Raw genomic sequence first — 24,363 nt, 5'->3', positions numbered from 1 at the left:
GGGCTGAACTGTCGCACCCCGCGCAGGTTCACATGCATTAACGCCCTCCATGCAAGGACCTGCCCATGTTGCGCCGGCTCAAACTCCTGATGGTATTGCTGACCCTGAGCCTGGTGCTTGCCGGCTGCAATCGCGTGGGCCTGGCCTACCGAAACCTCGACGTGATCATCCCCTGGACCCTCAACGACTACCTGGACATGAATGCCGGGCAAAAGAGCTGGTTCAACGACACCCTCAAGGAGCACCTGGCCTGGCACTGCACTACGCAATTGCCTGGCTACCTGGACTGGCTCGACCGCCTGCAACAGATGGTCGACAGCAACCAGGTCACCGACGCCGCGTTGCAAACCCGTACTGTCGAAGCCAAACAGGCAATTGCCGAGATTGCGCGGGAAATCACCCCCTCAGCCGTGCAATTGCTGCAAGGCCTGGACGATCAGCAGGTCAAGGACATGAGCGACGCCCTGGCCAAGGACCTGCGTAAACGCCAGGACGAATACCTCAAGCCGCCGCTGGCCCAGCAAATCAAGGAACGCGCCGAACGCATGAGCAAGCGACTGGACGCCTGGATCGGCCCGTTGAGCCCAGGCCAGCAAAACCGCGTAACAGCCTGGTCCGCCGAGTTGGGCGCACAGAACCAGGCATGGATCGGCAACCGTGCCCATTGGCAGGCGCAATTTATCGAGGCGCTGCAACAGCGTCACAGTGCCGATTTCCCGCAGAAAATCCAGCAACTGCTGGTGGATCGCGAAAGCCTGTGGACCCCGCAATACCGCGCCGCCTACGCACAGACCGAAGCCGCCGCGCGCGGCTTGCTCGTGGACGTGATGGCCCAAAGCTCCCCAGCGCAGCGCGTGAAACTCACCCAGAAAATCGACAAGGTCCGCAGCGACTTCCAGACGCTTAAATGCCTGAAAAGCGCACAGTCTTAGTCAGGCGCCAAGGTGCCCAGCCAGGCCACCAGGCCAAGGATGAGCACCACAGCGCCAAACTCCAGGGCCATGCTGCGCCGTAACGCACGGATCGCCACGTTATAATTGCCCGCCGCGATAGATTGTTGCAGAAGCGGCGTCAGGTGAAAGCGATTGAGCGCCGCCAAGGCCAGCATCACGCCGAACAACCCCAGCTTCAGGCATAGCAGCACCGCGTAGACTCCGCCGTTGATGCCCCCCAGATTCGGCCCGACAACAAACAGATAATTGGCAACGCCAGTGCCGATCAGCACCAAGACAAATCCCGCGCCAATGCGCTCAAAGCCTGCCAATGCGCTGGCCAGAACCTGCACTCGATCATCCTGTGGCAACGGCGCAGGCATCAACAACAAACCGAATGCCGCCAACGCCCCCACCCAACCCGCCGCTGCCAACAGGTGTGCACTGTCGCTGACGATATGCCACACACCTTGCACGCCTTCGTGCATTACGCCGTGCCCTGTCCACACCAGGGTGGCCAACGCCACGCCAGCCGACAGCGTGGCCAGCGCCAGATGAGTGCTCAGTGCCGCCAGGACCAGCGCCGCGATACGCACCCACCACGTCAGCCCCAAGTCGGTCTGCCACAGCATCATCTGCACATGCGGCCATAGCGCCTGCCAATCAGTGGCGCCGCTCATGGATTGGGTCATGACCAATAGCGACGCCACCGAAAACGCCAGCCCCAAGCCGCCCGTCAATCCCATCCATGCCCTTAGATTGAGCCATCTACGTTGCTCAGCGTGCAGACCATAAAGGCCGAACAGTCCCAATCCAAATAGCATCATCAGGTCGAGATAGAGCGCGAAGCGCAATGCGATGGAGATCAGCTCACTCATGGCTGCACGCTGAACACCACATTACCGGTGATCGGATGTGTATCGGACGACACGGCACGCCAATCCACCCGATAGCTGCCGGTGGTAAGTGCGGAGACCGGCTTGATCAACATCACCTTGGGGTCGCTGCTCGCCGACACGCTGGCCTTCACCGGCATCGGCGAATTGGGCATGCCCGGCATGTCGGTCATGATCAACTTGGCCCCGGAAAACTGGGTCAGCAGGTTTTCTGAGAAATGCAATTCAATCACTGCGGGAGCGGCGCCCTGTGCGCCTGCCGCCGGAATGGATGACAGCAGCTTGGGGTGGGCCGAAGCGGGCAGGCTAAGACTTAAACCTACCCACAGCGCAGCACCCAGCAGCGTGGTTTTCAACATAGACATGCAAGACTCCAGGCCGCGCCAGGCGGCGAATAATAAAAAGGGAAACCCGTCAGAACCACAAGCGCACGCCGACGACCCAGCGCAGTTGATTGATGTCTTCGTCTTCGTCCCGTGCGTATTGCGCGGTCTGGCCATAAGTGCGGTTCCAGCTGAGACCGACATATGGCGCAAACTCGCGGCGAACTTCGTAGCGCAAGCGCAGGCCCAGTTCACTTTGCGCCAAGCCCGACCCGACACCCCGTTGCGGATCGTTCTGCGCATAGAAGTTGAGTTCTGCGGTGGGCTGCAGGATCAGGCGGTTGGTGAGCAGGATGTCGTAGTCACCTTCCAGGCGTGCGGCGGTATGCCCCGATTCGCCGACAAACAACGTCGCTTCGGCCTCGAAGTTGTAGAGCGCCATGCCTTGTAGGCCAAAGGCCGCCCAGGTCTGGCTGTCACCGGGCTTGAAGTCCTGGCGCACGCCGCCGACCAGGTCCCACCACGGACTGATGGCATGCCCCCACAAGGCTTGGGCTTCGGCGCTTTCGGTACGGCCGGCGCTGCGTTCGCCTTCACTGCGTAGCCACAGCCGGTCGATGTCACCGCCGACCCAACCCTTGATGTCCCAACTCTGCGCGTTGCCGTCGCCGCCCTGCCATTCCAACTGGTTGATCAGCAGCATCGAGTTCACGCCGCTGTCGTGCACCTGATGCCCTCCCGGCGCGCTGTAGACCGCTGCACGGTCTGCGTCGGTCAGCGCCGGAATCGGCGTACGGCTTTGCGTCAGCGCTGGCGTCGCCGGGCTCATGCCCTGAAATTCATCCTCGGCCGCCAACGCCCATGGGGCGAACCCCTGCGTGGCGAAGGCGATGCAAACGGGTAGAACGCAACGGTTCATGCTCGCTTCCTTATTCATGCACGCGCACCTCACGGAACATGCCCATTTCCATGTGGTACAGCAGGTGGCAGTGATAGGCCCAGCGTCCCAGGGCATCGGCGGTGACGCGGTAACTGCGACGGGAGCCCGGTGGCATGTCGATCGTATGTTTGCGCACCTGGAACTGGCCGTTTTCGTCCTCCAGGTCGCTCCATAAGCCATGCAGGTGAATCGGGTGGGCCATCATGGTGTCGTTGATCAGCACCACCCGCACGCGCTCGCCATAAGTCAGTTGCAACGGCTCGGCATCGGAAAACTTCACGCCATCGAACGACCAGGCGAACTTCTCCATATGCCCGGTGAGGTGCAATTCAAGCGTGCGCGAGGGGTCGCGGCCATCGGGGTCTTCGAAGGTACTGCGCAGGTCGGCATAGGTGAGCACCCGGCGGCCGTTGTTGCGCAGGCCAATCCCAGGGTCGTCGAGCTTGGGCACCGGGTTCATCGCCTGCATGTCTACCAGCGGGTTGTTCTGTTCGCTGGCGGGGTGTTTCTGCATCGCCATCGCGCCCATGGCGCTGTGATCCATGCCTTCCATGCCCGGCATATCGGCCATGGCACCGTGATCCATGCCACCCATGCCCATATCTGCCATAGTCAGCCACGGGCGCGGATCCAGCGGCGGTACCGGCGCAGTCGCGCCAGGCTGCCTGGCAAGGGTGCCACGAGCAAACCCTGTGCGGTCCATGGACTGGGCAAACAGGGTGTAGGCGTCTGCTACGGGCTCGACCAGCACATCGTAGGTTTCCGCTACGGCGATACGGAATTCATCGACGCTCACCGGCTTCACCGGCTGCCCATCCGCGGCGATCACGGTCATCTTCAACCCGGGAATACGCACATCGAAATAGGTCATCGCCGAGCCATTGATAAAGCGCAGGCGAATCGTTTCCCCCGCCTTGAAAACTCCGGTCCAGTTCTGCCCAGGCGGCTGGCCGTTGAGCAAGTAGGTGTAGGTCTCGCCGCTGACGTCCGCAAGGTCGGTGGGGTTCATCTTCATTTGTGCCCACATCAGCCGGTCGGCAACCGTGGCCGACCAGCCCTGCTCGCCCACATCCCGGATGAAATCGCCCAGGGTGGGTTTGTGCAGGTTGTAGTAATCGGACTGTTTCTTGAGGGTCTTCATCAGGGCGACGGGGTCTTCGTCGGTCCAGTCCGACAGCATCACCACGTAGTCGCGCTGGTAGGCATACGGCTCGGGCTCCTTGGGGTCGATGACCAGCGGACCATACACGCCCTGCTGTTCCTGAAGCCCGGAATGGCTGTGATACCAGTAAGTGCCGTGCTGTTTGACCTTGAACTGGTAGACGTAAAGGCCGCCCGGCTCGATGCCCTTGAAGCTCAGGCCGGGCACGCCGTCCATGGTCGATGGCAGCAGGATGCCGTGCCAGTGGATCGAGGTGGGCTCCCCGAGGCGGTTTCTCACGCGCAGGGTCACGGTGTCGCCTTCGCGCCAGCGCAACAGCGGGCCGGGCAGGCTGCCGTTGACGGTCAACGCAGTGCGCGCACGGCCTGTCAGGTTGACGGGGGTCTGGTCAATAAACAGCTCAAATTCGCTGCCGGCGAGTACCGTGGGCTGGCCGGGGCTGGTCAGCGCCCACACCGGCGGGCGCCAAAGCCCAAGCCCGCCGAGCAGGCCGCCTGCGGCCAGGCCTTTGACGAATGTGCGTCTGGAGGTTGTGGAGTGCATGCCGATTCAAGTCCGTGAGTTGAATGGCAGCAGATTAGGATTCGCCGGCTGTCAGCAACCTTAGCGGCAGATTACCGATTCGACAGGTTCGCCCGGCTCCCTTGGGGCGCCGGGACATAAAAGGATCAAGCGATCTGGGCTTTGGACGCCACTTCAGCAAACGTTGCCGGATCAAGCGCATCTACCTGTTCATCCAACACCTGACGCGGATGATCATTGCCCGGAATCGAACTGTCGATCAGCGCCAGCAATTGCGCACCCAGCGCCGTCAGGATGAAATTCTCGCCATTGCCGCCCTCTTCTTCCGGCCGCGACTCAATAAAGCCACGCTTGAACAGCAGCGCTTCGTAATCGGCCGCGGTCTTCTTCAGCGCATCCAGGTTGCCAGTGTCCTCGCCGGCCGTCGCCTTCTCGGCCGCTTCCTGCTCGGCGTATTTGCGCGGGGCAAAGCTGCCCTCGCCGTTCTGCACTTCATGCAGCAGACGTTCGATCAGATCCCAATTGTAAGTCGTCATCCTGATTCCTCCTGCAGGCCGATGGAGTTAGCCCGTCTAAGGGAGTGACACGTCCTGGCACTGGCCGTTCAACCGAACGGACGGGCGTCATTTCTCTGAACTTTCCAGAGGTTCGCCGCCTCAACTGCACATCACTGCCAAGGAAGTCCGATCATGAAAACCTTGATGAAGCTGACTCTCGCCGCCACGCTGTTAAGCGCCCTGCCCGCCTGGGCCTGCACGCCCGAGGAGGCCACCGCCAAGCGCGAAGAACTGGCCAAGGAAGTAACCAAGCTCACCGAGCAGAACCCGACCAAGGCCAAGGAGATGAATGACCAGTTGCAGAAAATGGATCTGGATACCGAAAGCGCCGAGTTTCCCGACAAGTGCCAGTTGATCGATGCGCGGCTCAAGGAGCTCAGAGAAGCTGCGGGGAAGCGTTGAGCACAGCGCGACGCTGATGGCGAAAAAAAACCGGACATCGTCCGGTTTTTTATGCCCGCCTGCTTATTCGGCAGCCGGCGCTTCTGGCTTGCGGCGCTTGAGCGGGGCCATGCCGTCCTTGCTGACGAGCGACAGGTTGTCGGTCTTCGGCCGGTTGGCGATCTTGCGCTTGGTCGGCGACTTGGCGCCGGTTTTCTTCTTGTCGCCCTTGGCGTCGGTCTTTTTCTTCTTCACGCCAACGGCCTTGCCCGAGGCCTTGACCTTCTTCGGCCCGGTGTACGTGCCTTTGACTTCCTTGATGGTACGGCGCTCGAACGACTGCTTCAGGTAGCGTTCGATGCTCGACATCAGGTTCCAGTCGCCGTGGCAGATCAGCGAGATGGCCAGGCCATCATTGCCGGCCCGACCGGTACGGCCGATGCGGTGCACGTATTCGTCGCCGCTGCGGGGCATGTCGAAGTTGATCACCAGGTCCAGGCCGTCCACGTCGAGGCCGCGTGCGGCAACGTCGGTGGCCACCAGGATCTTCACGCCGCCCGCCTTGAGACGGTCGATGGCCAGCTTGCGGTCCTTCTGGTCTTTCTCGCCGTGCAGCACGAACGCCTTGTATTCCTGCGCAACCAGGCGCCCGTAGATACGGTCGGCGGCAGCACGGGTGTTGGTGAACACGATGGCCTTCTGGTAGGTCTCGTTGGCCAGCAACCAGTTCAGGATCTGTTCTTTGTGCACGTTATGGTCAGCGGTAACGATTTGCTGACGCGTGGTGGCGTTCAGGTCGCTGACGTTGTTGACCTGCAAGTGCTCAGGGTTGTTCAGCACCTTGGCGACCATGTCGCGCAGGGTCGAACCACCGGTGGTGGCGGAGAACAGCATGGTCTGCTGACGGTTGACGCACTCGCCGACCAGACGCTGCACATCATCGGCAAAGCCCATGTCGAGCATGCGGTCGGCTTCGTCGAGCACTAGCACTTCGACTTCCTTGAGGTCAAGGTTGCCAGCGTTGAGCTGCTCGATCATGCGGCCAGGGGTGCCGATCAGAATATCCGGCACCTTGCGCAGCATGGCGGCCTGGACCTTGAAGTCTTCGCCACCGGTAATGATGCCGGACTTGATGAAGGTGAACTGCGAGAAACGCTCGACTTCCTTCAGGGTCTGCTGGGCCAGCTCGCGGGTCGGCAGCAGGATCAGCGTCTTGATGCTGACGCGTACCTTGGCCGGGCCGATCAGGCGGTTGAGCACCGGCAGGACGAAAGCGGCGGTCTTGCCGCTGCCGGTTTGCGCCGTCACCCGCAGGTCACGCCCTTGCAGCGCGAGCGGGATGGCCGCTGCTTGCACAGGCGTAGGCTCGACAAATTTAAGCTCGGCCACGGCTTTGAGCAGGCGTTCGTGCAGGGCGAATTGGGAAAACACGGGTGCTACCTCGAAGAAATACAAAATATCAGCTGCATAGGTTACCGGTTTCGCGCGCCCAAACCGAGTTTCTTTACGCGAACGGGGCTAATCAGCTGCTTTTTTGTCAGCGATTTTGTCCAGAGCGTCAACTTTGTTGCACTTAAATGCTCTAATCGCCCCGTGTTGTCTTACAGAAGAATCGGTTCACTCATGGATATCAAACAGCTCTGGCTCAACGTCCAAGACCTTTGGGGCGCCCTCGATGAACACCCGGTCCTGCATTCCAGCCTCGGCTTGCTGGTGTTGCTGGTGGTGGCATTGGTGGTGGGACGGGTCGCCCGTTACCTCATCCTGCACGCGGTCAAATTGCTCGGCCGGCAACCGGCGCTGCACTGGCTGAACGACCTGCGGCACAACAAAGTCTTCCATCGCCTGGCGCAAATGACGCCATCGCTGGTGGTCCAGTTCGGCCTGTACCTGGTGCCGGACCTGAGCAAGACCGCCATCCTGTTCATCGGCAACGTCGCACTGGCGATCAGCATTCTGTTCATGGTGCTGGCCATGAGCGCCCTGCTCAACGCGCTGCTGGATATCTACGCACGCACCGAACACGCACGCACCCGCTCGATCAAGGGCTATGTGCAACTGGCGAAAATGGTGCTGTTCGTGTTTGGCGCGATCATCATCGTCGCCACCCTGATCGACCGCTCGCCGCTGTTGCTGCTGTCAGGCCTGGGTGCGATGTCGGCGGTGATTCTGTTGGTATACAAGGACACCCTGCTGTCGTTCGTCGCCAGTGTGCAATTGACCAGCAACGACATGCTGCGCGTGGGTGACTGGATCGAAATGCCCCAGGTCGGCGCCGATGGCGATGTGGTGGATATCACCCTGCACACGGTGAAGGTGCAGAACTTTGACAAGACCATCGTTTCCATCCCCACCTGGCGCTTGATGTCCGAGTCGTTCAAGAACTGGCGTGGCATGCAGGCCTCCGGTGGGCGCCGTATCAAGCGCAGCCTGTACATCGACGCCAGCGGCGTACGCTTCCTGAACGATGAGGAAGAAGTGCGCATGACCCAGGTACACCTGCTCAGCGGCTACATCAGCCGCAAACAGGCCGAACTCAAGGCCTGGAACGAGGCCCAGGGCCACAGCGCGCAACTGTCGGCCAACCGTCGGCGCATGACCAACCTCGGCACGTTCCGCGCCTACGCCTTGGCGTACCTGCAAAGCCACCCGGACATCCAGCCGAACATGACCTGCATGGTGCGCCAGATGCAAACCACCGCCCAGGGCGTGCCGCTGGAGATCTACTGCTTTACCCGCACCACCGCGTGGGGCGATTACGAGCGGATCCAGGGGGATATCTTCGATTACCTGTTGGCGGTGTTGCCGGAGTTCGGGCTAAGCCTGTATCAGCAGCCAAGCGGTAATGACCTGCGCGCCGGCGTGCTGCCTGCGTTGGCCGGAGCCACGCAGGTGTCCGTCGCCGAAACGGCATGAGGTGATGCGAACGGGATTACGGCAGTGACGCCGTAATCTCCTTGCGGCACACCTCAAGCACTTCATCGGCCAGGGCGGAATCGTCCGGGCACGCCCGCGACAGCATGATTGCGCCAATGGCATGGGCCATGCTGTCGAGCATTTTCGCCCGCACGTCTTCCTGTGGCCCGTCATGAACCGCGTTGTACTTTGCTTCCAAGGCCTGCAGGGTGTTTTCCAAGCCGTCGGCAAAGGTCGCCTTCAGCGTGTCCGATTGACGGGCAGCATCGGCACACAACGCCGCCAATGTGCATCCACCGCCGCGATGATCGCGGTGCTGCCTGGACAGGTAAACCTCGAAAAACTGCTCCACCTCCATCTCCGCGCTATCAGCCAGTGACTGCGCCAGGCTGTTGGCGGCCGCTTCCGCCATCAGGTCCGCCTTGGAACCGAAGTGCTTGTAAAAGCCGCCTTGGGTAAAACCGGCTGCAGCCATCAACTCGGCCACGCCCACCCCGTCGAAACCCCGCTCGCGGAACAGCTCGGAAGCTGTCGCGACGATATGGGCCCGATTGCTCTGTGACTGCGCCTTGGTGATCTTCATGTCTGTGGTCCTGCCAGCTTGCGAGATAGGCATATTACTATGATGTCGATCATAATCAAAACCGTTGACAGCTTTGATTATGATCGACATCATAAAACCTCCTCGCACTCACAGAGCATCACACCATGAGCACTTCCACTACCGTTCTGATCACTGGCGCTTCGACCGGCATTGGCGCCGCCTACGCCGAACGCTTTGCCGCACGCGGCCACGACCTCGTACTGGTCGCCCGTGACATCACGCGCCTGGAAGCGCTCGCCGCCAGGTTGCGTGAGCACCACGCCGTCAACGTTGATATCCTCCCGGCCGACCTGACCCAGAACGCTGACCTGGCCGCAGTTGAAGCGCGCCTGCGCGACGACGCCAGCATTGGCACCCTGGTCAACAATGCAGGCGCCGCGCAGTCCGGCAGTTTTATCGAACAGTCCACCGACAGCGTCGCGCAGTTGGTCACCCTCAACACCACCGCGCTGGTACGCCTGGCCAGTGCCATCGCGCCGCGCCTGGCGGCAGCCGGCAACGGCGCTATCATCAACATTGGCTCGGTAGTGGGCCTGGCCCCGGAATTCGGCATGACGGTGTACGGCGCGACCAAGGCGTTCGTGCTGTTCCTGTCCCAGGGCATGAGCCTGGAACTGGCGCCCAAAGGCGTATACGTGCAAGCCGTGCTGCCCGCCGCCACACGTACCGAGATCTGGGAACGTGCGGGCATTGATATCAACACCCTCACGGACGTGATGGAAGTGGGCGATCTGGTGGACGCGGCGTTGGTGGGCTTCGATCGCCGCGAGCCGGTGACCATTCCGCCGTTGCAGGACGGCGCCCGCTGGGATGCGTTGCAAGCTGCGCGACAAGGCCTGCTGACGCAGATCAAGCAGTCCCAGGTTGCCGAGCGTTATCTGGCCAACGCCTGATCAACCGGTAGCAGGCGTGCTCCGCGCCTGCCCTTCTCAGCCAAGCAACGAGCATTGAACCATGAAGGCATTTTCCATCGAACGGTACGGCAAACAGCCCGGCCGCCTCATCGAGGCCCCCGCGCCTATCGTGGGTGAGCACGACGTGCTGGTTCAGGTGCGAGCCAGCAGTGTCAATGTGCTGGATGCAAAGATCGCCAAAGGCGAATTCAAACTGGTCCTACCGTATGCGTTGCCGTTGACACTGGGCAATGACCTGGCCGGCGTGGTGCTCAGCGTCGGCGCTGCGGTACGACGCTTCAAGCCGGGGGACGAAGTCTACGCCCGCCCGCCTCAGCAGCGTATCGGCACCTTCGCCGAGTTGATTGCTGTGCACGAAGACGCACTGGCGCGCAAACCCGCGAATATCAACATGGAGCAAGCCGCCTCCCTGCCCCTGGTCGCGCTGACGGCGTGGCAGGTGCTGGTGGAAACCGCGAAGCTGAAGAAAGGCCAGAAGGTGTTCATTCATGCGGGCTCAGGCGGAGTGGGCAGTATCGCTATCCAGTTGGCCAAGCATTTGGGCGCCTTCGTTGCGACCACCACCAGCACCGCCAATGTGGAGTGGGTCAAGGCGTTAGGCGCGGATGTGGTGATCGACTATAAACAGCAAGCCTTCGAGGCCGTGCTGCAAGACTACGATGTGGTGCTCAACAGCCTGGGCCCGGATGCGCTGGCCAAGTCACTGAAGATTCTCAAGCCCGGCGGTCAACTCATCTCCATCTCCGGGCCGCCGACGCCCGCCTTCGCCCGTGCCCAGAAGCTGCCATGGGTATTGGGCCTGGTCATGGGCCTGTTGAGCAGCGGTATCCGCAGGAAAGCACGCAAGCAAGGCGTGAGCTATGACTTTGTGTTCATGCGTGCCAGCGGCGCCCAACTGGATGAAATCACCGCGCTGGTCGAGTCCGGGATTATCCGGCCGGTCATCGACCGTACCTTTCCTTTCGAATCCACAGCTGCCGCCCTGGACTATGTCGAACAAGGCCGCGCCAAAGGCAAGGTGGTGATCACAATGGCGACGGCACCGCCCGACGCACACCCAGCCGGCTGATCCACACCGCCCCCAGAATCACCAGACCGCCCAGGGCCAAACGGCCCAGCGGTTCGTGCTGGTTCCAGATCAACAGGTTCAGCAACAGCCCCACCGGCACATGCAGGTTGTTCATCACCGCCAGGGTGCCGCCATTGACCAGGCAGGCGCCCTTGTTCCACCAGTACATGCCCAGCGCGGTGCTGACCAACCCGAGGAACACCAGCACACCCCATTGCAGCGGCGCTTGCGGCAGGAAGTCAGCTTTGCCGAACAGCAGGAACGCCGGCAACACCACCAACAAGGCGCCCAGGTAGAAATAACCGAAACGCCGAAAGTGCGGCTGGTCACTGGGATAACGCGCCACCAGGTGCTTGTACATGACTTGCCCGGCGGCGTAGGTGAAGTTGGCCAATTGCAGCAGCAAGAAGCCCATCAAAAAGTGCGGGGTGATCTGATCGAAACGAATCACCGCCGCACCACCCACCGCCACCAAGGCCGCCACCAGCGCCCAGGGATTGAAGCGGCGATTAAGCGCGTCCTCGATCAGCGTCACATGCAGCGGTGTGAGGATGGTGAACAGCAGCACTTCCGGCACCGTGAGCACACGAAAGCTCAGGTACAGGCAGACGTAGGTCACGCCGAACTGCAATGCGCCGATCACCAACATGCCGCGCATGAACGCGGGCTCCACCGAGCGCCAGCGCGTCAAAGGAATAAAGATCAGCCCGGCCAGCACCACGCGCACCAGCACGGCAAAGTAGCTGTCGACGTGACCGGCGAGGTATTCGCCGATCAAGCTGAAGGAAAATGCCTGAATCAGGGTGACAACCAGTAGATAGCCCATGCGCGCCTCGTTTCGAATGGGCGCGACAGTAAAGCTTTTTGGGTTTTGAGGAAACTCGGCGCAAAAAAAACCCGACCTCGCTAAAGCGGCAGTCGGGCAGGAGCACTCAGGAGCAAAAAGTGCAAAGGGAGGTTCGATACGCGTACTTGAAGGGTTTGCGTGGGGCTATATAAGCAGCACGGGATTATCTGACGATTAACGCCTCAGGCCACCTGGGCCAGCAGTGCCTTGGCGTGATTGACGCCCTTCTCCTGGAAGTCGCCGCCCAGGTTGACGCCTTCGGCGTGAATGAAGGTAACGTCATGAATGCCGATAAATGCCATGACCTGGCGCAGGTACGGTTCCTGATGATCCGAGGTGGCGCCGGTGTGGATACCACCGCGTGCGGTAAGCACGATAGCGCGCTTGCCGGTCAACAGCCCCTGAGGCCCGGTGGCGGTGTATTTGAAGGTCACACCGGCCCGCAACACGTGATCCAGCCAGGCTTTAAGGGTGCTCGGAATGGCGAAGTTGTACATCGGCGCGCCCATCACCAACACGTCGGCGGCCAGCAATTCGTCAGTCAACTCGTTGGAGCGGTCCAGGGATACCTGTTCGTCGTCGTTACGCTGCTCCGCCGGCTTCATCCAGCCACCCAGCAGGTTGGCATCCAGGTGGGGGACCGGATTGAGCGCAACGTCGCGCACGGTGATGTGGTCTGCCGGATGGGCGACTTGCCATTGGCTGATGAACTGTTGGGTGAGCTGGCGGGAAATGGAATCCTGCTGGCGCGCACTGCTTTCGATGATCAGAACATTGGACATGGCTTCGTAGGCTCCATCGGTAATTGCTGTAAGTCGATGGAGAGAAGGTTAGCCAGGGCCCATTCGATAAAAAAGCGCAAAAAACTGCTACAACCCATCTAGAAATTTGTTTATATGCGGAGTATTCCTGTGGGCATGCTCCGCTGCTGCTTTATTTTGGCGCGCAGTTCAGGGCAATACGCATCTTGATGATGGAGCGATTGAACTTGACCGTGGTGTTGGTGCTTTTGCCGGCTGGCACGGTCACGGTGCGGCGGCGTGGCGATTCCGGGCCATTGGTGAAGATTACCGAACACACAGCATCCCGGATGCCGTAGTTGCTTAGCTGAATCGAACTGATGTCTGCGTCCACATCGGACGCGGTGTAATCAATGCTGACGCCATCGATCTTTTTCGTCACGTCGATAGGATAGGCAAACGCGCTCATCGGCAGCAGCGCCAGCAACACACAACACAATTTTCTCATTCGGCAGTCTCCAATAAGGACCGCCAGCTTAGGACAAGAGGAGCTCATCTTGAAAGCGCCCCGCGTTACCCTCGATCAATGGCGCACCTTGCAAGCCGTGGTCGACCATGGCGGCTTCGCCCAAGCCGCCGAAGCGCTGCACCGTTCGCAATCTTCGGTGAGCTACACCGTGGCGCGCATGCAGGACCAACTCGGCGTCCCGCTGCTGCGCATCGACGGGCGCAAAGCGGTGCTGACCGAGGCCGGTGAGGTGCTGCTGCGCCGCTCCCGCCAACTGGTGAAAAACGCCAGCCAGCTGGAAGACCTCGCCCATCACATGGAACAGGGCTGGGAAGCCGAAGTGCGCCTGGTGGTGGACGCCGCCTACCCCAGCGCCCGTCTGGTTCGCGCGTTGACCGCCTTTATGCCGCAAAGCCGTGGCTGCCGGGTGCGCCTGCGCGAAGAGGTGCTGTCCGGCGTCGAAGAGTTGCTGCTCGACGGCATGGCGGACCTGGCCATTTGCGGGTTTATCATCCCCGGCTACCTGGGCACGGAAATGAGCGATGTGGAGTTCGTCGCCGTGGCTCACCCCGATCACTCGCTGCATCGCCTCAACCGTGAGCTGAGTTTCCATGACCTGGAGAGCCAGATGCAGGTGGTGATCCGCGACTCCGGCCGCCAGCAACCGCGCGACGTCGGCTGGCTCGGCGCCGAACAGCGCTGGACCGTCGGCAGCCTCGCTACCGCCGCCACCTTCGTCGGCAGCGGCCTGGGCTTTGCCTGGCTGCCCCGGCACATGATCGAGCGCGAACTCAAGGAAGGCGTGCTCAAGCAGCTTCCCCTGGAAAAAGGCGGCAGTCGCAACCCGACGTTTTACCTGTACTCCAACAAAGACAAACCCTTGGGGCCCGCCACGCAGATCCTTGTGGAATTGCTGCGCACCTTTGACACCGCTCCCCTGGACGCGCCCTTTGCCGCCCCCCAACAAGCCTGAAACGGAGTTCACCCATGGCCTGGTTCGACCATGAAGGCTGCAGCCTGCATTACGAAGAGTATGGCCATGGCAACCCGCTGGTCCTGATCCACGGCCTGGGCTCCAGCAGCCAGGATTGGGAACTGCAAGTACCGGTACTCGCCCGACACTACCGCCTGATCGTAGTTGACGTGCGCGGCCATGGTCGCTCGGACAAACCCCGGGAGCGCTACAGCATCAAGGGGTTTACCTTCGACCTGATCGCCCTGATCGAACACCTCGACCTGCCAGCGGCCCACGTGGTGGGTTTATCCATGGGCGGCATGATCGCCTTCCAACTGGCAGTGGATGAACCCCTGCGGGTCAAGAGCCTGTGCATCGTCAACAGCGCGCCTGAGGTCAAGGTGCGCAGTGCCGATGACTATTGGCAGTGGGCCAAACGCTGGACCCTGGCCCGCGTGCTCAGCCTGGGCACCATCGGCAAGGCCCTGGGCGATCGGCTGTTCCCCAAACCTGAGCAGGCCGACCTGCGCCGCAAGATGGCCGAACGCTGGGCAAGAAACGACAAACGTGCTTATCTCGCCAGCTTCGACGCCATTGTAGGCTGGGGCATACAGGAACAACTGTCGAGAATTACCTGTCCAACCCTGGTCATCAGCGCCGACCATGACTACACCCCCGTGGCGCAGAAAGAAATCTATGTAAAACTGCTGCCCGATGCGCGACTGGTGGTCATCGAAGATTCCCGCCATGCCACGCCCTTGGACCAACCCGAGGTCTTTAACGCGACCTTGCTCGATTTTCTAAAGACCGTCGAAACCACTACCCAGGATCACTGACCCATGCTGAAAAAAATCGCCTTATTTGCCGGTTCCGCCTTGTTCGCTGCCAACCTGATGGCGGCTGAGCCGGCCAAGGCGCCACATGTTTTGCTCGACACCACCAACGGCCAGATTGAAATCGAACTGGACCCGGTCAAGGCGCCGATCAGCACCAAGAACTTCCTTGAGTACGTCGACAGCGGCTTCTACACCAATACGATTTTCCATCGCGTGATCCCGGGCTTCATGGTCCAGGGCGGCGGCTTCACCCAGCAAATGCAACAGAAAGACACGAAGGCACCGATCAAGAACGAGGCCAGCAACGGCCTGCATAACGTGCGCGGTACGCTGTCGATGGCCCGCACCTCGAACCCGAACTCGGCCACCAGCCAATTCTTCATCAACGTGGCTGACAATGCCTTCCTCGACCCGGGCCGCGATGCCGGTTATGCCGTGTTCGCCAAAGTGGTCAAGGGCATGGACGTCGTCGACATCATCGTCAACTCCCAGACCACCACCAAACAAGGCATGCAGAACGTGCCAATCGATCCTGTGTTGATCAAGTCGGCCAAGCGCATCGACTGAGGTCTGCAGGTAGCTTCGCGTGGTGCCCACACGGCACCGCGCGCACTTGAAAGGAGAGCCCGCCCGGCGGGCGTCAAACCTAATGCTCTATCGTCGTTTTGAACAGCTGATCGATATTTTCCGCGACGCCCCCAGCGCGGCCCCTCCCGAAAAAGTCCTGCCCTTCTATCTCTATTACCTGCGCCAGGTGTGGCCGTGCTTTGCCGCGCTGTTGGTGGTGGGGCTGGTGGGCGCCCTTATCGAAGTGGCGTTGTTCAGCTACTTGAGCCGCATCATCGACCTGGCCCAGGGCACGCCGCCGGCGAACTTCTTCCAGATCCACAGCGCCGAGCTGATCTGGATGGCCGTGGTCGCCCTGTTGTTACGCCCGCTCTTCAACGGCCTGCATGACTTGCTGGTGCACCAGACCATCAACCCTGGCATGACCAGCCTGATTCGCTGGCAAAACCACAGCTACGTGCTCAAACAGAGCCTGAATTTCTTCCAGAACGATTTCGCCGGGCGCATCGCCCAGCGGATCATGCAAACCGGCAACTCCTTGCGTGACTCGGCGGTGGCGACCGCAGAGGCTATCTGGCACGTGTCGATCTACGCCATCAGTGCCCTGGTGTTGTTTGCCGAGGCTGACTGGCGGCTGATGATTCCGCTGATCACCTGGATCGTTTGCTACAGCCTGGCCCTGCGTTACTTCGTACCTCGCGTGAAAGAACGCTCAGTGGTCTCCTCGGAGGCGCGCTCCAAGTTGATGGGCCGAATTGTCGACGGCTATACCAATATCACCACTTTGAAGCTGTTCGCCCATACGCAGAATGAACAGGAATACGCCAAGCAAGCGATCATCGAGCAGACCGAAAAAACCCAACTGGCCGCCCGCGTACTCACCAGCATGGACACCGTGATCTGTATTCTGAACGGCCTGCTGATTGTCACCACTACTGGCCTGGCCCTGTGGCTGTGGACGCAGTCGCTGATTTCCGTGGGCGCAATTGCCCTGGCCACCGGCCTGGTGATCCGCATCGTCAACATGTCCGGCTGGATCATGTGGGTGGTCAACGGCATCTTCGAAAACATCGGTATCGTGCAGGACGGCCTGAAAACCATCGCCCAGCCACTGGCCGTGGTCGATCGTGAAAACGCTCCGCGCCTGACGGTGCCCCACGGCCAGGTACGCTTTGAGCAAGTGGACTTCCACTACGGCAAGAAGAGCGGAATCATTGGCGGCCTCAACCTTGAGATCAAGGCCGGGGAAAAAATCGGCTTGATCGGCCCATCCGGCGCAGGCAAATCGACGCTGGTCAACCTGCTGCTGCGCCTTTACGACCTGCAGGGCGGGCGCATCCTCATCGACGGCCAGGACATCGCCGAAGTGGCCCAGGAAAGCCTGCGCGCACAGATCGGCATGATCACCCAAGACACCTCGTTGCTGCACCGCTCGATCCGCGACAACCTGCTGTATGGCAAGCCCGACGCGACTGACGAAGAACTGTGGGCGGCGGTGCACAAGGCCCGCGCCGATGAGTTCATCCCGCTGCTGTCGGACTCCGAGGGCCGCACCGGGCTGGATGCCCATGTGGGTGAGCGCGGGGTGAAACTCTCCGGCGGGCAACGTCAGCGTATCGCTATCGCCCGCGTGCTGCTCAAGGACGCGCCGATCCTGATCATGGACGAAGCCACCTCTGCGCTGGACTCGGAAGTGGAAGCGGCGATCCAGGAGAGCCTGGAAACCCTGATGCAGGGCAAGACGGTGATTGCGATCGCACACCGGTTGTCGACCATCGCACGCATGGACCGCCTGGTGGTGCTGGAAAAAGGCCAGATCGCCGAAAGCGGCAGCCATTCCGAGTTGCTGGCATACGGCGGGCTTTATTCGCGGTTATGGCAGCATCAAACCGGGGGATTTGTCGGTATAGACTGATTTTGTTGGGTAAACCGCCGTTCAATTCCGAACAATTCTGACAGCTTTCTCTATCTGGCTGGTCTTGCGACACAATCCTGCTGTACTGCAATCAGGCCCCAGGAGGGCCCTGATTTAAGGCGGCAGGGAAGCCACACAGACCGTTAATCAGATAGAGCAATCTAAGGAAGTGTTCATGTCACTGTTCAAACGTTCCGTAACGGAAGGACTGGGTACGTTTTGGCTGGTGTTGGGTGGCTGCGGGAGTGCGGTGTTGGCCGCAGCGTTCCCCAATGTAGGCATCGGCCTGCTCGGTGTGTCACTGGCTTTCGGGCTCACGGTACTGACCATGGCGTTTGCCATCGGGCATATCAGTGGCTGCCACCTTAACCCGGCCGTCTCGGTGGGGCTGGTGGTCGGCGGCAGGTTCCCGGCCAAGGAGTTGCCAGCCTACATCGTGTCGCAAGTGATCGGAGGCGCCATCGCCGCCGCACTGCTGTACTTCATCGCCAGCGGCAAGCCTGGGTTCGAACTGGCCTCCGGGCTGGCAAGCAATGGCTATGGCGAGCATTCGCCCGGTGGTTATTCCATGGCGGCAGGCTTTGTTTGTGAGCTGGTGATGACCGCGATGTTCGTGCTGATCATCCTTGGCGCCACCGACCGTCGAGCCCCGGCAGGCTTCGCGCCCATCGCCATTGGCCTGGGGCTGACGCTGATCCACCTGATCTCCATCCCGGTCACCAACACCTCGGTCAACCCAGCCCGCAGCACGGGGCCTGCGTTGATTGTCGGCGGCTGGGCGCTGCAGCAATTGTGGCTGTTCTGGCTCGCGCCGATCCTCGGCGCGGTGATCGGCGGCATTACCTACCGATGGTTGGGTGAAGAAAAACCCGCTTGACCCAATCCCTGTAGGAGCGAGCTTGCTCGCGAAAAACGCCAACGATGACGCGGTGCTTACAGCTGTAAACCCGCGTCGTCTGCACATTCTTCGCGAGCAAGCTCGCTCCTACAGGGTGTTTTACTGGCTGACTTCAATTGAATGCGCTTCAACCTTGGTGGGCTTGCATGTACTGACGCAACAATTGATTAATGCGTGTCTGGTATCCGGTGCCTTGGCCTTTGAACCATTCCAGAACATCGGCATCCAGCCGAATGGTCACCGTCTGCTTCACCGGAACACGTAACTCAGCGCGTCGGAAAAATTCGGCGTCCAGCTCAGGAATATCGCTGGTGTCGATTTCTTTATCATTCATGTTGGCCAGGCGCTCCCAATCAGTTTTCGATGTTTGCGTCATAGTATTTGGCCTCCTTCTTGGTTGCTTTTCGCGCAGAGATGATACGGATCACATCACCACACCGCTCGGTATATACGACCACACCCATTAACAATTTGATCCAGCCAATACTGATCCAACGCTCTTCGCCATAATCTGCCCGATCATCGCGCAAGGCCAGCATTGGATGCCGAAAAATATCTGGGACGTCGTTAAAGTCGATGCCGTGCTTAGAAATATTGGCTTTGTTCTTAGATTCATCCCACTCAAAATGCATGGCACGCCCTGTATGTACGTTTGTACATACAGATTAGCGGTTTTATTGTTAGTCAGCAGGGTTGCCAGACCGATGGTTCAGACCTGCCGATAAGGCAAAGCCGCCCTCGCCTCTTCGGCATACGCCAGAACCCCCACCCGTTCGCGCTCAAGAAAATCTTCCACAGCGTTCTTCAACCCCGGGTGGCGCAAATAGTGCCATGAGCGCGTAATCACAGGCTCAAACCCGCGAATCAATTTGTGCTCCCCCTGGGCACCTGCATCGAAGCGTTGCAGGCCATGGGCGATGGCGTAGTCCATGCCTTGGTAGAAACAGGTTTCGAAATGCAGGCGGTCGAATTCCGCCAGGCAACCCCAGTAGCGGCCATAGAAGCTGTCGCCACCAAGCAGGCTGAAGGCCATGGCCACCGGGCGCGTGCCTTGTTTGGCCAAAACTACGCGGATGGCTGCGGGCATGCGCTCAGCCAGCAGGCTGAAAAACGCGCGGGTCAGGTAGGGCGATTGCCGGCGCACCGCGTAGGTGTTGGCGTAGCAGGCGTAGACAAAATCCCATTGGGCTTCGCTCAGCTCGTGGCCTTGCAACCACTCGAACTCGATACCCTGCCCCGCCACTTGTTCGCGCTCTTTGCGCATCTGTTTACGCTTGCGTGAACTCAGGGCGTCGAGGAAATCCTGGAAGTCGCGGTAGCCTCGGTTCTGCCAATGAAACTGACAACCCAGGCGTTGCAACCAGCCGGGGTGTTGGGCCATGGCTTCATCGGCGAGGGCATCGGTAAAGTTGATATGGGCGCTCGACAGGCCTTCGATCTCCAGATACCCCGGCAGGCTATTGAGCAATTCGAAAGCGTCTGCGGCACTGGCAGCCAACACGCGCGGCCCACCGACCGGGCTGAACGGCACGGCCGTCAGCAACTTGGGGTAGTAGTCGATGCCAGCGCGCTCGCAGGCGTCGGCCCAGCCGTGATCGAACACGTACTCGCCATAAGAATGCCATTTTCGATAACCCGGCAATGCCGCCATCAACCGGTCGCCTTCCCAGTGCAGCAAATGCTCCGTCTGCCAGCCCGAATGCGGGCCGACGCTGGCGCTGTCTTCCAGCGCGCTCAGAAACCCATGCTGCATAAACGGCTGGGCCTGTGGCATCAGGGCATCCCACGTGTGCGCAGCGATATCGGACAGGCTGTCCAGGCGTTGCAACGGCATCGGCATCCTCATTGTTTCTTGGCATGAAAACCTGGCGAGTATCGCTGATCACAGCCGCACACACACCCAGAAAACACGCGGACAGACGTCAAAACCCTTAGTTCCGTAGCGTAACGATTTGTCATCTAGATGAAATCACTTAGCCACTACTCCGTCATAAACGGTCGCGATACTGACGCCAGTTTTTAGAGCGTCCGGGTCTACCGGGCGACATTTTTTCCGTCCGTCATGGGTCGGTTGTGTCCTGGAGGGTGTTGCCCTCCCTCCTCACTTTCGGAGATTGATATGCGTCTTGCTTCCACTAAAACTGCGGCGGTCCTGTGTGGCGGCCTGTTGCTGGCACTGAGCGTTCCGGCCAGCGCTGCAGTCGACGCTAAATTGCTCGACATGCTCAAGGCCAACGGCCAGATCACCGCGGCGCAGTACACCGAACTGCAAATGGAACTGGCCAGGGATCAGAAAGAACAACAGATCGCCCGCCAGGCTCAACAAGAGACCAACGAGCAGATCGCGGCCACTGCGAAAAAAACCAACGAGCTGAGCAGCTTCGACCAGAAATTGGCTTGGGCAGCCAAGACCCAGTTCAAGGGTGATGTGCGCTTCCGTCAGGAAACCATCAAGATCGACGGCGAGCCCAACAACGGTGGGCGTGACAAGGACCGTCAACGTATCCGTGCCCGCCTGGGTGCCTACACCGAAATCAACCCGCAAGTGGACACCGGTATCCGTATCGCCACCGGCGGCGGCGACGATGCACGTTCCACTAACCAGGACCAGGATGGTTACTTCGATAAGAAATCGATCTGGCTGGACCTCGGCTACATCGACTACCACCCGGACCAGATCAAGAACCTGCACGTGATCGGCGGCAAGATGCTGCAACCGTGGGTGAACATGGGCGACGTGATCTGGGATAGCGACATCAACCCTGAAGGCCTGGCCGTCACCTACAAATACCCGCTGGGGAGCAGCGCAGAACTGTTCGGCAGCCTGGGTAACTACAACCTCAAGGACAACGTGGACGGTGACGGCGTGCAATTTCGCCATGACCTGCGCCTGACGTCCGGCCAGTTGGGTACGCGTTTCTCGGTCACCGACAACCTGAAAATGACCTTGGGCGGCAGCATCTACGCCTACAAGAATGACGAAGACAGCCGTTGCACAACCACCACCACGCCTTGCGCATTGGCGGTCAACGGCAACTCGGCCAACAACGAATTCCGCTTGTACGAAGGCTTTGCGCAAGCAGACATCGGTGGCCTGGCTGTGCCGCTGTCGTTCTACGGCCAGTACGTGAAAAACAACGATGCGGTGACCGACCAGGACACCGCCTGGTTGCTGGGTGCCAAGTCCAAGGTGTTCGGTTTGAACCTGGACTACAACTACCGCGACGTTCAACGTAATGCCGTCGTAGGCGCCTTCACCGATTCGGACTTCGCCAACGGCACCACCGGTTCGCGCGGTCACAAGATGAAAGTCAGCTACGACATCGACAAGAACTTCGCCATCGGCGCCACCTACTTCCTGACCAAGGCTGACTTTGCCAGCCGGACCCAGCGGGATGCCGACACCAACACCTTGCAACTGGATGCTGAAGCCAAGTTCTAATGCTTAACTTGTAGGAGCGAGCTTGCTCGCGAAGAACCCACAGGCAACGCGGTTCTCCAGGATACCCGCGTTATCGTTGACGTTCTTCGCGAGCAAGCTCGCTCCTACATGATGTCTTTACGCCGCTCGGCCGCCAGTTGTTCAGCCAGCGCATCCACACCCTCCACCGGCTCCTGCGGCATACGCTTGAGCGTCGCCTGCATCAGGCGCATCTGACGGATAAAGCGCCGGCAGTTCGGGCAAAACATCAAGTGATGACGCACCATAAGACGCTCCCGAAAGGTCAATTGCCCATCGAGATAGTCACTGGAACGCGCTACTTGCTCTTTACAGGTCAACATTCGCCCGTTTCCTCAAAATGCTCCACCGTGGCGAAGACTTTAAGCCGTGCTCGATGCAACAGCACACGGACGTTGGAGAGTGAAAGGGTGAGAAGATTACAGATCTCTTCCAGCTCCAGGCCCTGGCGTTCACGCAACACCAGCACACTGCTTTGTAATTCGGACAAGCTCAGAATCGTATGCTCCAGGCATTGGCGCAATTCATCTTCGGTCAGCAGCGCTTCCGGGGTGTCCTGGTGCCAGGCATACGGGGCGACAGCCCAATGGCCATCATCGGGGCTGAAGCGGTCATCGCCGATAGTGCCGTGGGGTGAGGGCAAGTCGTCGAGCAGCACTTCCCGACGATTTTGTTTGTAACGACTCTTTGCGGAGTTGGCAGTAATGGTTAATAACCACGTCTTGAGGCTGGATCGCCCTTCGAACTTGGCCAGGTTGCGCACCACCGAGAGCCAGGCATCTTGCACCACCTCATCGGCATGGCGCTGGCCGACGATGGCATAGGCCACTGCCCGCATTGCACTCTGGTAGGTGTTGACCAATTCCTTATAAGCCTGCTGCTCACCCTTGAGCAGGCGTTCAAGCAGGTGCGTGTCGTCCGCTGCTGCCATTCAAACCTCGATCTAAAAGTGCACCCCCGACCCTGTGGGAGCTGGCTTGCCTGCGATGCAGACACCTCGGTGTATCAGGCACACCACTGTGATGCCATCGCAGGCAAGCCAGCTCCCACATACTCAGCGTTTGCGCAGGATCACACTGCCAATCGAATACCCGGCGCCAAAGGAGCTGAGGACGGCAACCGCGCCCTTGGGCAGGTCATCTTGATAAGTGTGGAACGCAATCACCGAGCCGGCCGAGCTGGTATTGGCGTAAGTATCGAGGATCACTGGCGCTTCTTCCACCGACGCGTCGCGCCCCAGCAGTTTCTTCACGATCAGGTGGTTCATGCTCAGGTTGGCCTGGTGCAGCCAGAAGCGCTTCACATCGGTGACACTCAGCTGGTTTTCTGCCAAGTGCTCGCCGATCAATTCGGCCACCATCGGGCAGACATCACGGAACACCTTGCGGCCTTCCTGCACGAACAGCTTGTCGGGAGCGCCGATACCCTCTTCCGCGGTGCGGTTGAGGAAGCCGAAGTTGTTGCGGATGTTGTTGGAGAACTTGGTCAGCAGCTTGGTGCTCACCACGTCGAACTGATGTTCGGACGTCGCCAGGTCAGCACGCTCCAGAATCACCGCCGTGGCGGCATCACCGAAGATGAAGTGGCTGTCACGGTCACGGAAGTTCAGGTGGCCGGTGCAGACTTCCGGGTTGACCATCAGGATCGCCCGGGCCTGGCCCAACTGGATGCTGTTGGCCGCGTTCTGGATGCCGAAGGTGGCCGAGGAACACGCCACGTTCATGTCGAAACCGAAACCCTGGATACCCAAGGCTTCCTGGACTTCAATGGCGATCGCCGGGTAGGCGCGTTGCAGGTTGGAGCAGGCGACAATCACGCCGTCGATATCGGCGGCGGTCTTGCCGGCGCGCTGCAGGGCTTGTTCGGCGGCACCGATGGCCATCTGGCAAAGCACCGACCATTCGTCGTTGCTGCGCTCGGGCAGGCGTGGAGCCATGCGCTGCGGATCGAGGATGCCGTCCTTGTCCATCACAAAACGGCTCTTGATGCCGGATGCCTTTTCGATGAATGCCGCGCTCGACTCGGTCAGCGCCTGCACATCGCCACGTTCGATAGCGGCGGCGTTGTCGGCGTTGAACTGTTGTACGTAGGCATTGAAAGACTGCACCAGCTCTTCGTTGGAAATGCTGTTGGCCGGGGTGTACAGGCCAGTGCCGCTGATGACGACGTTATGCACGGTCGTTCCTCTAAATCTGTCAGGCAGAAGATATTGGTACCGTCGTACCAAACTTAAAGTGGTTTGATGTCATCCAGCGGGCATCAAACTGGCAATGCTTTTATTCACTCTTGTAACCGCGAAGTTTGCCACAACCCTGGGGATTTGGCGCTATAGGCCAGACAAACATCCCATTGTGGGATGGGGCTTGCCCTAATGCCTGTAGGAGCGCGCTTGCTCGCGAAGAACCCACAGGCAACGCGCTT

General features: G+C 60.1%; 27 protein-coding genes. 11 read left to right on the top strand and 16 right to left on the bottom strand.

Annotated elements, in window-relative coordinates; genetic code table 11:
• The first annotated feature begins 65 nt into the window (after positions 1-65).
• A complete protein-coding gene (locus TX24_RS04120; RefSeq protein WP_057709759.1) occupies positions 66-932 on the top strand; it encodes a DUF6279 family lipoprotein in 867 nt (288 codons plus the stop codon).
• Here TX24_RS04120 and copD read toward each other — a convergent pair.
• The 5 genes from copD to TX24_RS04095 all read right to left on the bottom strand — a co-directional run bounded on the left by copD (position 929) and on the right by TX24_RS04095 (position 5,311).
• A complete protein-coding gene (copD, locus tag TX24_RS04115) occupies positions 929-1,810 on the bottom strand; it encodes a copper homeostasis membrane protein CopD (RefSeq protein WP_057709758.1) in 882 nt (293 codons plus the stop codon). The genes TX24_RS04120 and copD overlap by 4 nt on opposite strands.
• Entirely contained in the window at positions 1,807-2,193 is a 387-nt protein-coding gene (gene copC, locus TX24_RS04110) for a copper homeostasis periplasmic binding protein CopC (protein ID WP_003193103.1), read from the bottom strand. The genes copD and copC overlap by 4 nt, the downstream gene beginning before the upstream one ends.
• Positions 2,194-2,242: 49 nt before the next feature.
• A complete protein-coding gene (locus tag TX24_RS04105; protein WP_057709757.1) occupies positions 2,243-3,070 on the bottom strand; it encodes a copper resistance protein B in 828 nt (275 codons plus the stop codon).
• 10 nt (positions 3,071-3,080) lie between these two features.
• The gene (locus TX24_RS04100; RefSeq protein WP_057709756.1) at positions 3,081-4,796 is read right to left on the bottom strand and encodes a copper resistance system multicopper oxidase; all 1,716 of its coding nucleotides are present in this window, start codon (positions 4,794-4,796) and stop codon (positions 3,081-3,083) included.
• Between the two features lie 125 nt (positions 4,797-4,921).
• A complete protein-coding gene (locus TX24_RS04095; RefSeq protein WP_003193108.1) occupies positions 4,922-5,311 on the bottom strand; it encodes a hypothetical protein in 390 nt (129 codons plus the stop codon).
• A 153-nt stretch (positions 5,312-5,464) separates the two neighbouring features.
• On the opposite strand from TX24_RS04095, the gene TX24_RS04090 reads away from it, so the two are divergent.
• Positions 5,465-5,734 carry a hypothetical protein gene (locus TX24_RS04090; RefSeq protein ID WP_057709755.1) on the top strand — a complete coding sequence of 90 codons (270 nt, stop codon included), beginning with the start codon at positions 5,465-5,467 and terminating at the stop codon, positions 5,732-5,734.
• 63 nt (positions 5,735-5,797) lie between these two features.
• Here the strand turns inward: TX24_RS04090 and TX24_RS04085 are convergent, their stop codons facing one another.
• Positions 5,798-7,144, bottom strand: coding sequence for a DEAD/DEAH box helicase (locus tag TX24_RS04085; RefSeq protein ID WP_003193110.1), 1,347 nt, complete (start codon positions 7,142-7,144; stop codon positions 5,798-5,800).
• Positions 7,145-7,336: 192 nt separating this feature from the next.
• On the opposite strand from TX24_RS04085, the gene TX24_RS04080 reads away from it, so the two are divergent.
• On the top strand, positions 7,337-8,629 hold the full coding sequence (locus TX24_RS04080) for a mechanosensitive ion channel family protein (protein WP_003193111.1): 1,293 nt from the start codon (positions 7,337-7,339) through the stop codon (positions 8,627-8,629).
• A gap of 16 nt (positions 8,630-8,645) precedes the next feature.
• Here the strand turns inward: TX24_RS04080 and TX24_RS04075 are convergent, their stop codons facing one another.
• Positions 8,646-9,212: a TetR/AcrR family transcriptional regulator gene (locus TX24_RS04075; protein ID WP_003193112.1), complete on the bottom strand. Its 567-nt coding sequence runs from the start codon at positions 9,210-9,212 to the stop codon at positions 8,646-8,648.
• Positions 9,213-9,337: 125 nt separating this feature from the next.
• On the opposite strand from TX24_RS04075, the gene TX24_RS04070 reads away from it, so the two are divergent.
• A complete protein-coding gene (locus tag TX24_RS04070) occupies positions 9,338-10,126 on the top strand; it encodes an SDR family NAD(P)-dependent oxidoreductase (RefSeq protein WP_034136147.1) in 789 nt (262 codons plus the stop codon).
• Positions 10,127-10,187: 61 nt separating this feature from the next.
• Entirely contained in the window at positions 10,188-11,216 is a 1,029-nt protein-coding gene (locus TX24_RS04065) for an NADP-dependent oxidoreductase (RefSeq protein ID WP_057709754.1), read from the top strand.
• Here the strand turns inward: TX24_RS04065 and TX24_RS04060 are convergent.
• The 3 genes from TX24_RS04060 to TX24_RS04050 form a co-directional block, all read right to left on the bottom strand.
• Positions 11,173-12,042 carry a carboxylate/amino acid/amine transporter gene (locus tag TX24_RS04060; RefSeq protein ID WP_003193117.1) on the bottom strand — a complete coding sequence of 290 codons (870 nt, stop codon included), beginning with the start codon at positions 12,040-12,042 and terminating at the stop codon, positions 11,173-11,175. The genes TX24_RS04065 and TX24_RS04060 overlap by 44 nt on opposite strands.
• Before the next feature lie 203 nt (positions 12,043-12,245).
• Complete coding sequence (locus TX24_RS04055) at positions 12,246-12,845, bottom strand: FMN-dependent NADH-azoreductase (RefSeq protein WP_003193118.1); 600 nt, start codon at positions 12,843-12,845, stop codon at positions 12,246-12,248.
• Positions 12,846-12,996: 151 nt separating this feature from the next.
• Complete coding sequence (locus TX24_RS04050; RefSeq protein ID WP_003193119.1) at positions 12,997-13,311, bottom strand: hypothetical protein; 315 nt, start codon at positions 13,309-13,311, stop codon at positions 12,997-12,999.
• Positions 13,312-13,360: 49 nt separating this feature from the next.
• Between TX24_RS04050 and TX24_RS04045 the strand changes: the two genes are divergently transcribed.
• From TX24_RS04045 to aqpZ, 5 genes are all read left to right on the top strand, one after another.
• Positions 13,361-14,284, top strand: a complete 924-nt coding sequence (locus tag TX24_RS04045; protein WP_003193120.1) for a PA3225 family LysR-type transcriptional regulator — start codon at positions 13,361-13,363, stop codon at positions 14,282-14,284.
• Positions 14,285-14,298: 14 nt separating this feature from the next.
• Positions 14,299-15,102 carry an alpha/beta fold hydrolase gene (locus TX24_RS04040; protein ID WP_057709753.1) on the top strand — a complete coding sequence of 268 codons (804 nt, stop codon included), beginning with the start codon at positions 14,299-14,301 and terminating at the stop codon, positions 15,100-15,102.
• 3 nt (positions 15,103-15,105) lie between these two features.
• The gene (locus TX24_RS04035) at positions 15,106-15,669 is read left to right on the top strand and encodes a peptidylprolyl isomerase A (RefSeq protein WP_003193124.1); all 564 of its coding nucleotides are present in this window, start codon (positions 15,106-15,108) and stop codon (positions 15,667-15,669) included.
• Between the two features lie 82 nt (positions 15,670-15,751).
• A complete protein-coding gene (locus tag TX24_RS04030; RefSeq protein WP_003193125.1) occupies positions 15,752-17,584 on the top strand; it encodes an ABC transporter ATP-binding protein in 1,833 nt (610 codons plus the stop codon).
• A gap of 175 nt (positions 17,585-17,759) precedes the next feature.
• Positions 17,760-18,461 (top strand): aquaporin Z, encoded by a 702-nt coding sequence (gene aqpZ, locus TX24_RS04025; protein ID WP_003193127.1) that lies wholly within the window; start codon positions 17,760-17,762, stop codon positions 18,459-18,461.
• A gap of 148 nt (positions 18,462-18,609) precedes the next feature.
• On the opposite strand, the gene TX24_RS04020 is transcribed toward aqpZ, so the two are convergent.
• The 3 genes from TX24_RS04020 to TX24_RS04010 all read right to left on the bottom strand — a co-directional run bounded on the left by TX24_RS04020 (position 18,610) and on the right by TX24_RS04010 (position 20,316).
• Positions 18,610-18,858: a BrnA antitoxin family protein gene (locus TX24_RS04020; protein WP_003193130.1), complete on the bottom strand. Its 249-nt coding sequence runs from the start codon at positions 18,856-18,858 to the stop codon at positions 18,610-18,612.
• Complete coding sequence (locus TX24_RS04015) at positions 18,836-19,114, bottom strand: BrnT family toxin (protein WP_003193132.1); 279 nt, start codon at positions 19,112-19,114, stop codon at positions 18,836-18,838. The genes TX24_RS04020 and TX24_RS04015 overlap by 23 nt, the downstream gene beginning before the upstream one ends.
• Positions 19,115-19,191: 77 nt before the next feature.
• Complete coding sequence (locus tag TX24_RS04010) at positions 19,192-20,316, bottom strand: GNAT family N-acetyltransferase (protein WP_003193134.1); 1,125 nt, start codon at positions 20,314-20,316, stop codon at positions 19,192-19,194.
• A gap of 285 nt (positions 20,317-20,601) precedes the next feature.
• Here TX24_RS04010 and TX24_RS04005 point away from each other — a divergent pair, with 285 nt between their 5' ends.
• On the top strand, positions 20,602-21,924 hold the full coding sequence (locus TX24_RS04005; RefSeq protein ID WP_003193136.1) for a putative porin: 1,323 nt from the start codon (positions 20,602-20,604) through the stop codon (positions 21,922-21,924).
• Between the two features lie 104 nt (positions 21,925-22,028).
• On the opposite strand, the gene TX24_RS04000 is transcribed toward TX24_RS04005, so the two are convergent.
• From TX24_RS04000 to TX24_RS03990, 3 genes are all read right to left on the bottom strand, one after another.
• Complete coding sequence (locus TX24_RS04000) at positions 22,029-22,265, bottom strand: anti-sigma factor family protein (protein WP_003193137.1); 237 nt, start codon at positions 22,263-22,265, stop codon at positions 22,029-22,031.
• The gene (locus tag TX24_RS03995; RefSeq protein ID WP_003193139.1) at positions 22,259-22,873 is read right to left on the bottom strand and encodes an RNA polymerase sigma factor; all 615 of its coding nucleotides are present in this window, start codon (positions 22,871-22,873) and stop codon (positions 22,259-22,261) included. Before TX24_RS03995 ends, TX24_RS04000 begins: the two co-directional genes overlap by 7 nt.
• A 123-nt stretch (positions 22,874-22,996) precedes the next feature.
• Positions 22,997-24,118 carry a beta-ketoacyl-ACP synthase III gene (locus TX24_RS03990; RefSeq protein WP_003193141.1) on the bottom strand — a complete coding sequence of 374 codons (1,122 nt, stop codon included), beginning with the start codon at positions 24,116-24,118 and terminating at the stop codon, positions 22,997-22,999.
• Positions 24,119-24,363 lie beyond the last annotated feature (245 nt).

Origin of the sequence: Pseudomonas lactis (genome assembly GCF_001439845.1) — a bacterium.
GTDB classification, from domain to species: domain Bacteria; phylum Pseudomonadota; class Gammaproteobacteria; order Pseudomonadales; family Pseudomonadaceae; genus Aquipseudomonas; species Aquipseudomonas lactis.
This window is presented reverse-complemented; position numbering and strand designations above follow the sequence as displayed.